The sequence below is a fragment of the Plantibacter cousiniae (nom. nud.) genome (genome assembly GCF_977070315.1).
The window spans coordinates 104,277-116,520 of record NZ_CDRVEU010000009.1; the positions used below are offsets into that span (position 1 = coordinate 104,277).

Consider the following 12,244-nt stretch of genomic DNA (forward strand, 5'->3'; position numbering starts at 1 on the left):
ATCACTCCCGATGGTCGTGGGTCTGGGTGATACGGCCTTGTTCCACGTGGAACAAAGCGACTGGCGTTTCCGTCTGCCAGCCTTCCCTCAAAAATTCTTGATCTACACAGGTGATAAACACCTGGCAGCGTAATTCTTCCAGCAAGCGGCAAAGTGCGCGTCGATGGTTGTCATCCAGTTCGGAGGGCAAATCATCTACCAGGTAAATGCACTGGCCTCGACGGACCTGGCTGACCAGATGTCCCTGAGCAATACGCAGTGCACAGACCACCAGCTTTTGCTGACCGCGAGACAGAATATCTGCCGCATTATGCGCGCCTAATCTAAGGCGCAGGTCAGCTCGCTGTGGCCCGGCCTGGGTGTGGCCCATTTGCTGGTCGCGGTGGAGGGAAGAGGCGAGCACTGCACTTAGCTCTTTTTCCTTGTCCCATCCCCGGTAGTAGCTCAGGGTCAAACCTTCAAGCTCGACAAGTTCGCTCAAAGTCTGTTCAAAGACTGGCTTCAATGCCTTGATATACGCCCTGCGGAACTCGTCGATCTCGTCACTCGCCGAGCACAGCTCACGGTCCCATGCCGCCTGTGAAGCGGCGTCAAGTGTACCATGCCGAAGCCACGAGTTTCGCTGCTTGAGGGCCTTCTGCAGGCGCTGCCACGTGGCCATAAAGCGAGGTTCCACGTGGAACACTCCCCAATCCAAAAATTGCCTGCGTATCTTCGGCGCGCCTTCTAGCAGTCTAAAGCTGTCAGGGTTGATGAGCTGCAGCGGCAGAATTTCCGCAAGCTGGGCGGCGCTTCTGGCGTTCTGCCCGTCGATACGAATCTGGAACTCACCTTGGCGATCGCGTGAAACACCCAGATTGCTGTGTCCACCTTGTGCAAGATCGACCTGGCCGAAGACCGTACATGAAGGCTGTTCGTACTGGATGACGGGCAGCAAGCGACTGCTGCGAAACGAGCGGGCAATACCCAGCAGATGGATAGCTTCCAGCACGCTGGTTTTGCCACTGCCGTTAGCGCCGTAGAGGATATTGATACGCGGGGAGGGGGAGAGGGTCACCGGGTGCAGATTGCGCACCCCGGTGACCGAGACGCGACTAAGAGACATCTAGGTTGCGCTGGACATGAAGTTACAGACGCATCGGCATGACGACGTAAGCGGAATCGTCGTTATCGGACTCTTGCACCAAGGCGCTGCTGTTGGAGTCGGACAGAATCAAACGCACCTGTTCGGTCGTCATGACGCCCAGCACGTCAAGCAGGTAGCTCACGTTGAAACCGATCTCCAGCGAGTCACCGTTGTACTCGACGCTGATTTCTTCTTCCGCTTCTTCCTGCTCGGGGTTGTTGGCCTGAATCTTCAATTGACCGCTGGCCAGTTGCAGACGGATGCCACGGTACTTCTCGTTGGACAGAATCGCCGTCCGGCTGAACGCCTCACGCAGTGCCTGACGATCACCGAGCACCAGCTTGTCACCACCTTTAGGCAGCACGCGCTCGTAGTCAGGGAACTTGCCATCCACCAGTTTGGAGGTGAAGGTGAATTCGCCAGTGGTCGCACGGATGTGATGCTGACCCAGAACGATGCTGACCATACCGTCCTGCTCGGTCAGCAGGCGCGCCATTTCGAGAATACCTTTACGTGGAACGATCACCTGATGACGATCAGCATGTTCGATATCGGCAGACATCGAGCACATCGCCAGACGATGGCCGTCGGTAGCCACGGCGCGCAAGATGCCCGCACTCACTTCCAGCAACATACCATTGAGGTAGTAACGAACGTCCTGTTGGGCCATTGCAAAGCTGGTGCGCTCGATCAAGCGGCGCAGTTTGCTCTGCACCAGGTTGAACGTCAGCGAACCCGGGCCTTCTTCGACGGTCGGGAAGTCATTTGCGGGCAAGGTAGACAAGGTGAACCGGCTACGCCCCGCCTTGACGATCAGCTTCGAGTCGTCGAGCTTGATATCGATCAGCGCGTCGTTGGACAGGCTTTTGCAAATGTCCATGAGCTTGCGCGCAGGAACCGTGATCTCTCCAGGTTCGGCGGGCTCTTCCAGCTGGACGCGGCCAACCAGTTCGACTTCCAGATCCGTACCGGTCAGCGACAGTTGCTGACCTTCTACGACCAGGAGCACATTGGAAAGAACCGGCAAGGTCTGGCGGCGTTCGACGACGCCGGCGACCAATTGCAGGGGTTTCAACAGGGCTTCGCGTTGAATGGTGAAATGCATGGTCTAGTCCCTTGCCTTGATGAGCTGCACTGGCGTTATCACGTAGTCAGAGTGCGCAGCAGGTTCTTGTAGTCCTCGCGGATATCCGCATCGGATTCCTTGAGCTCGTTGATCTTTCGGCACGCGTGCAAGACGGTCGTGTGGTCACGGCCACCAAACACGTCACCGATTTCCGGAAGACTGTGGTTGGTGAGTTCCTTGGAGAGCGCCATCGCGACCTGGCGAGGCCGGGCGACAGAACGGGAACGACGCTTGGACAGCAGATCGGAGATCTTGATCTTGTAGTACTCGGCGACGGTGCGCTGAATGTTATCCACACTGACCAGCTTGTCCTGCAACGCCAGCAAGTCCTTCAGCGACTCGCGAATCAGCTCGATGGTGATGTCGCGGCCCATGAAGTGCGAGTGAGCGATGACGCGCTTGAGCGCACCTTCCAGCTCTCTGACGTTGGAGCGAATGCGCTGGGCAATGAAGAACGCTGCGTCATGAGGCAGATCGACCTTGGCCTGATCTGCTTTTTTCATGAGGATCGCGACGCGGGTTTCCAGCTCCGGAGGCTCGACGGCAACCGTCAGGCCCCAGCCGAAACGCGACTTGAGTCGTTCTTCAAGGCCTTCGATTTCCTTGGGATAGCGGTCGCTGGTCAGAATGACCTGCTGTCCGCCTTCCAGCAGCGCGTTGAACGTGTGGAAAAACTCTTCCTGCGAGCGTTCCTTGCGGGCGAAAAACTGGATGTCATCGATCAGCAGTGCATCGACTGAACGGTAAAAACGCTTGAACTCGTTGATTGCATTGAGCTGCAAGGCCTTGACCATATCTGCGACGAAGCGCTCCGAATGCAGGTACACGACCTTGGCATTCGGATTCTTCTTCAGCAGGTGGTTACCTACTGCGTGCATCAAGTGAGTTTTACCGAGACCGACACCGCCATAAAGGAACAGCGGGTTGTAGCCATGCTTGGGGTTGTCGGCAACCTGCCAGGCCGCCGCGCGTGCCAGCTGGTTGGACTTACCCTCGACGAAATTCTCGAACGTGAACGTGCGGTTCAGGTAACTGGTGTGCTTGAGCGCGCCTTCTACCTGAACGGTACGCTGTTCTGCGCGAGCGGGCGCCTGTTGCGAGCTGGCACCTGCCATCGGATCAAAGCTGTCACGCGACGGCTCGTCGTGTGCTGCAACGTTCTGAACAGGTGCCGGCGTCGCCACGGCAGCAACCGGAGCAGCCGTGGCAGGAGCCGGTGCCGAGACGCTGCTGACCGAATTGGCAGACAGTGCCTGGGACGCTGCGGCGGCCAATGGCGCATTCGGAGCGGCACGGGGTGCGGAGCTGCGCTTGCTTCCTATTAATAAGGAAAGAGCAGGGGCCATCCCTTGACCATGTTCGCCGAGAAGCTCAAGCAAACGACCGAGGTATTTTTCGTTGACCCAATCGAGAACAAAACGATTTGGTGCGTACACACGCAACTCGTCGCCTTCGGCTTCGACCTGTAGCGGACGGATCCAAGTGTTGAATTGCTGGGCAGGCAGCTCATCGCGCAAAAGCTCCACGCACTGCTGCCAAAGTTCCACTGACACGGATATCCCCTGAGTTGAAAGCCGGTGAGGCAAAAACAGCCGCCATTGTAACGACCCAGAGGCGACTTATCCACATGTAGGTTGCTCACAGAGGGCTATAAATCAACGATTTATGCATGAAGCAGACGACAAACGGTCAACACACAAGCTCTGTGGATAACCCATCTTCAGCCCATTGCATAAGTCAGGCGTAAGCTCTGTGCATAACTCGCCTGTGGATAAAAAGGCGTTCCATGCACAGCTTTTCCGAAGGTCCGGCACAGGCAGGACACCGCTTCTCGACAACCTTTCTGACCTCTGTACACATTGAATAACAAGGGCTGTAAGATGTTATCCACAGAAAGGCGCTGCGTAAGAGTTATAAGCTTTATAAAGAAGCTTTAAATACTCTCTTCTTTTTATTTCTATAACCGGAGCGGATTAGCGTAGCGGTGAACGAAAGGAAGAGGGCGCCCAGCTATAAAAAGATGCCTATGAAGAAAAGCTGGTTGGAAATTGACCTGCGAGCCTGCTTTCTCTAGAATCCCCGGTCTCTTAAAACGGGGGCCATTCCGGCCCGTAGTGGACGAACCAGGTAACACGCCATGAAACGTACTTTCCAACCCAGCACTATCAAGCGCGCCCGCACCCACGGTTTCCGTGCACGCATGGCCACCAAAAACGGCCGCGCAGTTCTTTCGCGTCGTCGTGCCAAAGGCCGTAAGCGTCTGGCAGTTTGATAAATCGGCACAGGAGGTGAGTCGAGACTTCAGTCGGGAAAAGCGTTTGCTCACTCCCCGGCATTTCAAGGCAGTCTTTGACTCCCCTACCGGCAAGGTTCCGGGGAAAAATCTCCTGCTCCTTGCGCGCAACAACGACCTCGATCATCCCCGCCTGGGGCTTGTGATAGGTAAAAAGAGCGTGAAGCTCTCCGTCGAGCGCAATCGTTTGAAACGCCTGATGCGCGAATCATTTCGCCAACACCAAGACAGTTTGGTCGGTTGGGATATCGTTATCGTCGCGCGCAAAGGCTTGGGTGACGTAGAAAACCCTGAACTGATTCAGCATTTCGGCAAGCTCTGGAAACGTCTGGCGCGTAGCCGACCCATTCCGGAAGAAAAATCCGAACCTGCAGGGGTAGACAGTCCAGATGCGTAAACTGGCACTCGTTCCGATCCAGTTCTATCGCTATGCCATTAGCCCGCTGATGGCCAGTCACTGTCGTTTCTACCCCAGTTGCTCCTGCTACGCGTATGAAGCCATCGAAAATCATGGCCTTTTGCGCGGTGGCTGGCTGTCAATTCGTCGTCTTGGTCGCTGTCACCCATGGAATCCCGGTGGTTATGACCCGGTTCCAGCTATCCCCACCTCCCGTTCTTCTTCGATGGCCGAGTAATCATGGATATTAAACGCACGATCCTGATCGTCGCCCTGGCAATCGTGACCTACGTCGGGGTTCTGAAATGGAACCAAGACTATGGCCAGGCTGCCATGCCGACCCAGAATGTTGCAGCCAGCAGCACCGCACCGGGTATTCCGGACACGGCCGCTGGTACTAATGGTTCTGCAAGTGCCGATGTTCCAAGCGCAAGCGCTACTGCCAATACGGCTGCAGCACCTCTTGAAACTCCGGCCGTAGCCAGCAAAGACCTTATCCACGTCAAGACCGATGTGCTCGATCTGGCGATCGATCCGGTGGGTGGCGACGTCGTTCAGCTTCGTTTGCCTCTGTACCCGCGTCGTCAGGATCGTCCTGACGTTCCGTTCCAGTTGTTCGACAACGGCGGCGAGCGTACTTTTCTGGCACAAAGCGGCCTGACCGGGACCAATGGTCCGGATGCACGCGCTGCCGGTCGTCCGGTTTACACCTCCACACAAAAGACTTATCAACTGGCTGATGGCCAGGACACGATGGTCGTGGATCTGAAATTCTCGGAAAACGGCGTCAATTACATCAAGCGCTTCACCTTCAAGCGCGGTCTGTACGATCTGGTCATGACTTACGTTGTGGATAACCAGAGCGCACAACCCTGGTCCGGTAATCTGTTCGCGCAATTGAAGCGCGATGCCAGCTCCGATCCTTCTTCGACGACTGCTACTGGCACCGCTACCTACCTGGGCGCTGCCCTGTGGACTGCGGCCGAGCCGTACAAGAAAGTGTCGATGAAAGATATCGACAAGGGCCAGGTCAAGGAAACTGTCCAGGGCGGTTGGGTTGCATGGCTGCAGCACTACTTCGTGACTGCGTGGATTCCCGATCACAATGCCACCAACGCTGTTCAGACCCGCAAAGATAGCCAGGGCAACTACATCATCGGCTTCACCAGCCCGACTCTCTCGGTTGCACCCGGTGCACAAGGTGAAACCAGCGCTACCCTGTATGCAGGTCCGAAAAGCCAGGCGGTACTCAAAGAGTTATCCCCAGGTCTGGAGCTGACAGTCGATTATGGTTTCCTGTGGTTCATTGCCCAGCCTATCTTTTGGCTGCTGCAACATATCCACGCCATCCTCGGCAACTGGGGCTGGTCGATCATTGTCCTGACCATGCTGATCAAAGGCCTTTTCTTCCCGCTTTCCGCAGCCAGCTACAAGTCGATGGCACGCATGCGCGCCGTGGCTCCGAAGCTTGCATTGCTGAAAGAGCAGCATGGCGATGATCGTCAGAAGATGTCCCAGGCAATGATGGAGCTGTACAAGAAAGAGAAGATCAACCCGCTGGGTGGATGCTTGCCGATTCTTGTACAAATGCCGGTTTTCCTTTCGCTGTACTGGGTACTCCTGGAAAGCGTGGAAATGCGTCAGGCACCGTGGATCCTGTGGATAACCGACCTGTCGATCAAGGACCCGTTCTTCATCCTGCCGATCATCATGGGCGCGACCATGTTCATCCAGCAGCGTTTGAACCCGACTCCGCCGGACCCGATGCAGGCCAAGGTCATGAAAATGATGCCGATCATTTTCACGTTCTTCTTCCTGTGGTTCCCTGCCGGTCTGGTTCTGTACTGGGTTGTGAACAACACCCTGTCGATCGCTCAGCAGGCTTACATCACTCGCAAGATCGAAGCGGCTACCAAGAAAGCAGCTGTCTGATCTAACCTGTGAATAAGTTCTACAAGACGCCCCCTCGTGGGGCGTTTTGCTATCCGTCATTTGTCCGGGAGCCGGAGCATGAACGTTCCTCGTGAAACCATTGCCGCCATCGCCACAGCCCAGGGGCGGGGCGGTGTTGGTATTGTCAGGGTGTCAGGTCCTCTGGCGGGCAGGGCCGCCGAAGCCATTATCGGTCGGACCCTCAAACCACGATTTGCCCATTACGGACCTTTTGTCGATGATGCCGGACAGGTAATCGATGAAGGGATCGCGCTGTATTTTCCGGGACCCAACTCGTTCACCGGCGAGGACGTGCTGGAACTTCAGGGCCACGGCGGTCCCATCGTTCTGGACATGCTACTGCAGCGCTGCCTGCAACTGGGCAGCAGACTGGCTCGTCCGGGCGAGTTCAGTGAGCGCGCCTTTCTCAATGACAAGCTGGATCTTGCCCAGGCAGAAGCCATTGCCGACCTGATCGAGGCGAGTTCTGCACAGGCAGCGCGCAATGCACTGCGCTCTTTGCAGGGTGCTTTTTCGCGGCGTGTGGATAACTTGACCGAGAAATTGATCAGCCTGCGCATCTATGTGGAAGCTGCAATCGACTTCCCCGAAGAGGAAATCGACTTCCTTGCCGATGGCCACGTTCTGAACATGCTCGATGACGTACGTGCCGAGTTATCCACAGTGTTGCGTGAAGCCGGGCAGGGTGCCCTGTTACGCGACGGCATGACCGTAGTGATTGCCGGACGTCCCAATGCGGGCAAATCCAGTCTGCTGAATGCTTTGGCGGGCAGGGAGGCGGCAATTGTCACCGAGATCGCCGGCACAACCCGCGATGTACTGCGTGAACATATCCACATAGACGGAATGCCCTTGCACGTCGTCGACACTGCAGGGCTGCGGGATACTCAAGACCAGGTGGAAATGATCGGCGTGCAGCGCGCACTCAAGGCCATCGGCGAAGCTGACCGGATTCTGCTGGTGGTGGATGCGACCGCTCCGGAGGCAGCAGACCCGTTCGCACTGTGGCCGGAATTCCTCGAGCAGCGCCCGGACCCGTCGAAAGTCACGCTGATCCGCAACAAGGCAGATCTGAGTGGAGACCCCGTCGATCTGCAAACCAGCGTAGATGGCCACGTCACCATCAGCCTGAGCGCCAGGTCTGGTGGCGAAGGGCTTGAACTGCTGCGCGAGCATCTCAAGGCCTGCATGGGCTATGAACAAACCTCGGAAAGCAGCTTCAGCGCGCGTCGACGCCACCTTGAAGCGCTGCGCCATGCCAGTGACTCTCTGGAACACGGCAGAGCTCAACTCACCCTGGCGGGGGCCGGAGAGCTGCTGGCCGAAGACCTGCGTCAGGCACAGCAAGCGCTTGGCGAGATCACCGGCGCATTCAGTTCCGACGACCTGCTTGGCAGAATCTTCTCCAGCTTCTGCATCGGCAAGTAAACCTTCAGGCATGGCCCGGCCTGGGTCATGCCTTCAAGTACCACGAGACGCCTCTTTCAGCTGGAGTGTTATCCACATACTCGGCTTTTTCCTCCTTTAACTTTGCTTCGACACCTGAATCTGACCAACAGAAATGCCTGAGGGAAGGATTTTCTGTGCCTGATTTTTGATGAAGAGCCGGTTTTTTGTGGATTAAGCCCTGTGAATAACTGCCCTTTAGCTCGGTGGGTAAGCAGGGTGCAAACCTGAAGATAAATGCCCCTGTGGACAAGTGGCTATCTTATCAACAGGCTCAGGACGGTTATCCAAACCCCTCATCCCCACATGAACACAGACTTTTGAATCTCTGTACACATTGAAAATAAAGGCTCGTAGAGATCTATCCACAGAAAGGTAGCTCAGTAAGAATAAATATAAAAACAAGGCTTTATAAACTTTCTTTCCTTTTTATTTTCTTTATCCGCGACTTTTCCACAGATGGTTAAATTTTGTCCAGCGGGTTTCATTCAGGTGGGGTAAGTCCCTATACTTGTCAGCTATCCCAATTTCTCATCGACAACAGGCACGAGGTGCGTGGTGGATTTCCCTTCCCGTTTTGAAGTGATCGTCATCGGTGGCGGTCATGCCGGTACCGAGGCCGCACTGGCGTCGGCACGCATGGGTGTCAAAACCCTGTTGCTGACCCACAACGTGGAAACACTCGGCCAGATGAGTTGCAACCCGGCCATCGGTGGTATCGGTAAAAGCCATCTGGTCAAGGAAATCGACGCCTTGGGCGGTGCCATGGCCATGGCTACTGACAAGGGCGGTATCCAGTTCCGCGTGCTGAACAGCCGCAAGGGGCCGGCCGTACGTGCCACCCGTGCGCAGGCAGATCGCGTGCTGTACAAGGCAGCCATTCGTGAAACCCTGGAAAATCAGCCGAATCTGTGGATATTTCAGCAAGCCTGCGATGACCTGATCGTTGAACAGGATCAAGTGCGCGGCGTCGTGACCCAGATGGGTATGCGCATATTTGCCGATTCAGTGGTGTTGACCACAGGGACGTTCCTTGGCGGACTTATCCACATCGGTATGCAAAATTATTCGGGCGGTCGGGCAGGTGATCCTCCTTCGATCGCACTGGCGCAAAGACTGCGTGAACTGCCGCTGCGCGTCGGCCGCCTGAAAACCGGGACTCCGCCACGGATTGACGGACGTTCTGTAGATTTTTCGGTGATGACCGAGCAACCAGGTGACACACCGATTCCGGTCATGTCGTTCCTGGGCAACAAGGAACAGCATCCGCCGCAGGTCAGTTGCTGGATTACGCACACCAACGCGCGGACTCACGAAATCATTGCGTCCAACCTCGATCGCTCGCCGATGTATTCGGGCGTGATCGAAGGTATTGGTCCGCGTTACTGCCCGTCGATCGAAGACAAGATCCACCGGTTTGCCGACAAGGAAAGCCATCAGGTCTTCATCGAGCCGGAAGGATTGACCACGCACGAGCTGTACCCGAACGGTATCTCCACGTCGTTGCCATTCGATGTGCAACTGCAGATCGTCCGGTCGATTCGCGGCATGGAGAATGCACACATCGTTCGTCCTGGTTACGCCATCGAATATGACTATTTCGACCCACGTGATCTGAAATACAGCCTGGAAACCAAGGTCATCGGCGGTCTGTTCTTCGCAGGCCAGATCAACGGCACGACCGGTTATGAAGAGGCCGGTGCCCAGGGTTTGCTGGCCGGGACCAATGCCGCGCTGCGCGCACAGGGTCGAGACAGCTGGTGCCCGCGTCGCGATGAAGCGTACATCGGCGTTCTGGTCGACGACCTGATCACGCTCGGTACGCAAGAGCCTTACCGGATGTTCACCTCCAGGGCCGAATACCGTTTGATCCTGCGCGAAGACAACGCTGATTTGCGACTCACCGAAAAAGGCCGCGAACTGGGCCTGGTCGACGACGCCCGCTGGGCCGCGTTCTGCACCAAGCGTGAAAGCATCGAGCTGGAAGAGCAGCGTTTGAAAAGTACCTGGGTACGTCCCGGTACCGAGCAGGGCGATGCGATTGCTGCACACTTCGGCACGCCACTGACCCACGAATACAATTTGCTCAACCTGCTGACCCGTCCGGAAATCGATTACGCCAGCCTGATTTCAATCACTGGCCAGGGCTGCATCGATCCCCAGGTCGCCGAGCAGGTAGAGATCAAGACAAAATACGCCGGTTACATTGATCGCCAGCAGGACGAAATTGCCCGTCTGCGCGCCAGTGAAGACACCCGTCTGCCGGAAAACATCGATTACGCCGCGATATCCGGCCTGTCGAAAGAAATCCAAAGCAAGCTGGGGATAACTCGTCCGGAAACACTCGGACAGGCATCGCGTATCCCCGGCGTCACGCCTGCAGCGATATCGCTGTTGATGATCCATTTGAAAAAACGCGGCGCGGGCCGTCAGTTGGAGCAAAGCGCTTGAGTTCTATGGTCACCCCGCAACACGCCCAAGAGTTATCCACCGGTGCCAGGGAATTGGGGATTCACCTCAGCCCGGCCCAGCACGAGCAATTGCTGGCGTATCTGGCGTTGTTGATCAAGTGGAACAAGGCCTACAACCTGACTGCGGTACGCAACCCGGACGAAATGGTATCGAGGCATCTGCTCGACAGTCTCAGTGTGGTGCCCTTCATCGAAGGTACGCGCTGGATCGACGTTGGCAGCGGCGGTGGGATGCCCGGCATTCCCATGGCCATCCTGTTTCCGGAGCGCAAAGTGGCGCTGCTGGACAGCAATGGCAAGAAAACCCGGTTTCAGACCCAGGTCAAACTTGAGCTGAAACTGGATAATCTTGAAGTTATCCACAGCCGTGCAGAAAGTTATCAGCCCGAAGTGCCTTTCGACGGGATCATCTCCCGTGCATTCAGCAGCCTGGAAGACTTCACCGGCTGGACGCGTCACATGGGCGACGTCAATACACGCTGGCTGGCAATGAAAGGGCTGCATCCTGACGATGAGCTGGTAGCATTGCCCTCGGATTTTCACCTCGATAGCGCACACGCCTTGACCGTTCCGGGTTGCCAAGGCCAACGCCATCTGCTGATACTGCGCCGCACGGCATGACTGGGAACACAAGCAAGAATGGCTAAGGTATTCGCGATAGCGAACCAGAAAGGTGGGGTCGGCAAGACCACCACATGCATCAACCTCGCCGCATCGCTGGTCGCGACCAAGCGCCGTGTGCTGCTGATCGATCTCGATCCCCAGGGCAACGCGACCATGGGCAGCGGTGTGGATAAACATAACCTGGAAAACTCCGTCTACGACCTGTTGATCGGCGAATGCGATCTGGGCGAGGCCATGCAGTTTTCCGAGCACGGTGGTTATCAACTGCTTCCGGCCAACCGTGATCTGACGGCGGGCGAAGTGGTTCTGCTGGAAATGCAGATGAAAGAGAGTCGTCTGCGCAATGCGCTGGCGCCCATCCGCGAGAATTACGATTACATTCTCATCGACTGCCCACCTTCGCTGTCTATGTTGACCCTGAACGCGCTGGTCGCCGCAGACGGCGTAATTATCCCCATGCAGTGCGAGTACTTTGCACTCGAAGGTCTCAGCGACCTTGTGGATAACATCAAGCGTATTGCTGAACTGCTCAACCCGCAGCTGAAAATCGAAGGCCTGCTGCGCACCATGTATGATCCGCGACTGAGCCTGATCAACGACGTTTCGGCGCAGCTCAAGGAACACTTCGGCGAGCAGCTGTACGACACCGTGATCCCGAGAAACATCCGTCTGGCCGAGGCACCGAGTTTCGGCATGCCCGTGCTGGCGTACGACAAGTCGTCTCGCGGTGCGCTGGCCTATCTGGCCCTGGCAAGTGAACTGGTTCGTCGTCAACGTCGCGGCGCAAAAACCGCTCAGCCAACCTAAG

At 56.4% G+C, this 12,244-nt stretch carries 11 protein-coding genes; 8 read left to right on the forward strand and 3 right to left on the reverse strand.

What is annotated here, in order from left to right; translation table 11 throughout:
* Window position 1: 1 nt before the first annotated feature.
* From recF to dnaA, 3 genes are read right to left on the reverse strand one after another with little or no spacing between them, the layout of a single operon-like run.
* Window positions 2–1,105: a DNA replication/repair protein RecF gene (gene recF, locus ACW55A_RS17760; protein ID WP_044310549.1), complete on the reverse strand. Its 1,104-nt coding sequence runs from the start codon at window positions 1,103–1,105 to the stop codon at window positions 2–4.
* A gap of 22 nt (window positions 1,106–1,127) precedes the next feature.
* The gene (gene dnaN / locus ACW55A_RS17765) at window positions 1,128–2,231 is read right to left on the reverse strand and encodes a DNA polymerase III subunit beta (RefSeq protein WP_003367826.1); all 1,104 of its coding nucleotides are present in this window, start codon (window positions 2,229–2,231) and stop codon (window positions 1,128–1,130) included.
* A 38-nt stretch (window positions 2,232–2,269) separates the two neighbouring features.
* Entirely contained in the window at window positions 2,270–3,805 is a 1,536-nt protein-coding gene (dnaA, locus tag ACW55A_RS17770; RefSeq protein WP_054082286.1) for a chromosomal replication initiator protein DnaA, read from the reverse strand.
* 584 nt (window positions 3,806–4,389) lie between these two features.
* Between dnaA and rpmH the strand changes: the two genes are divergently transcribed.
* The 8 genes from rpmH (at window position 4,390) to ACW55A_RS17810 (ending at window position 12,243) form a co-directional block, all read left to right on the forward strand.
* Window positions 4,390–4,524 carry a 50S ribosomal protein L34 gene (gene rpmH / locus ACW55A_RS17775; protein WP_002551315.1) on the forward strand — a complete coding sequence of 45 codons (135 nt, stop codon included), beginning with the start codon at window positions 4,390–4,392 and terminating at the stop codon, window positions 4,522–4,524.
* A gap of 16 nt (window positions 4,525–4,540) precedes the next feature.
* Window positions 4,541–4,942, forward strand: a complete 402-nt coding sequence (gene rnpA / locus ACW55A_RS17780; RefSeq protein ID WP_002551314.1) for a ribonuclease P protein component — start codon at window positions 4,541–4,543, stop codon at window positions 4,940–4,942.
* Between the two features lie 49 nt (window positions 4,943–4,991).
* Window positions 4,992–5,180 (forward strand): membrane protein insertion efficiency factor YidD, encoded by a 189-nt coding sequence (gene yidD / locus ACW55A_RS17785; protein WP_498811512.1) that lies wholly within the window; start codon window positions 4,992–4,994, stop codon window positions 5,178–5,180.
* Window positions 5,181–5,182: 2 nt separating this feature from the next.
* Window positions 5,183–6,874, forward strand: coding sequence for a membrane protein insertase YidC (yidC, locus tag ACW55A_RS17790; RefSeq protein ID WP_003367838.1), 1,692 nt, complete (start codon window positions 5,183–5,185; stop codon window positions 6,872–6,874).
* A gap of 78 nt (window positions 6,875–6,952) precedes the next feature.
* Window positions 6,953–8,323: a tRNA uridine-5-carboxymethylaminomethyl(34) synthesis GTPase MnmE gene (mnmE, locus tag ACW55A_RS17795; RefSeq protein ID WP_498811464.1), complete on the forward strand. Its 1,371-nt coding sequence runs from the start codon at window positions 6,953–6,955 to the stop codon at window positions 8,321–8,323.
* Between the two features lie 576 nt (window positions 8,324–8,899).
* Window positions 8,900–10,792, forward strand: coding sequence for a tRNA uridine-5-carboxymethylaminomethyl(34) synthesis enzyme MnmG (mnmG, locus tag ACW55A_RS17800; protein WP_455809433.1), 1,893 nt, complete (start codon window positions 8,900–8,902; stop codon window positions 10,790–10,792).
* 5 nt (window positions 10,793–10,797) lie between these two features.
* On the forward strand, window positions 10,798–11,433 hold the full coding sequence (gene rsmG, locus ACW55A_RS17805; RefSeq protein WP_498811513.1) for a 16S rRNA (guanine(527)-N(7))-methyltransferase RsmG: 636 nt from the start codon (window positions 10,798–10,800) through the stop codon (window positions 11,431–11,433).
* A gap of 18 nt (window positions 11,434–11,451) precedes the next feature.
* Window positions 11,452–12,243 carry a ParA family protein gene (locus tag ACW55A_RS17810; protein WP_002555991.1) on the forward strand — a complete coding sequence of 264 codons (792 nt, stop codon included), beginning with the start codon at window positions 11,452–11,454 and terminating at the stop codon, window positions 12,241–12,243.
* Window position 12,244: the final 1 nt, after the last annotated feature.

Bases quoted from the DNA above. Each gene is read 5' to 3' on its own strand.
- rpmH (WP_002551315.1), top strand. From the start codon at position 4,390: ATGAAACGTACTTTCCAACCCAGCACTATCAAGCGCGCCCGCACCCAC.
- recF (WP_044310549.1), bottom strand. From the start codon at position 1,105: ATGTCTCTTAGTCGCGTCTCGGTCACCGGGGTGCGCAATCTGCACCCG.
- dnaN (WP_003367826.1), bottom strand. From the start codon at position 2,231: ATGCATTTCACCATTCAACGCGAAGCCCTGTTGAAACCCCTGCAATTG.
- yidD (WP_498811512.1), top strand. From the start codon at position 4,992: ATGGCCAGTCACTGTCGTTTCTACCCCAGTTGCTCCTGCTACGCGTAT.
- rsmG (WP_498811513.1), top strand. From the start codon at position 10,798: ATGGTCACCCCGCAACACGCCCAAGAGTTATCCACCGGTGCCAGGGAA.
- mnmE (WP_498811464.1), top strand. From the start codon at position 6,953: ATGAACGTTCCTCGTGAAACCATTGCCGCCATCGCCACAGCCCAGGGG.
- ACW55A_RS17810 (WP_002555991.1), top strand. From the start codon at position 11,452: ATGGCTAAGGTATTCGCGATAGCGAACCAGAAAGGTGGGGTCGGCAAG.
- yidC (WP_003367838.1), top strand. From the start codon at position 5,183: ATGGATATTAAACGCACGATCCTGATCGTCGCCCTGGCAATCGTGACC.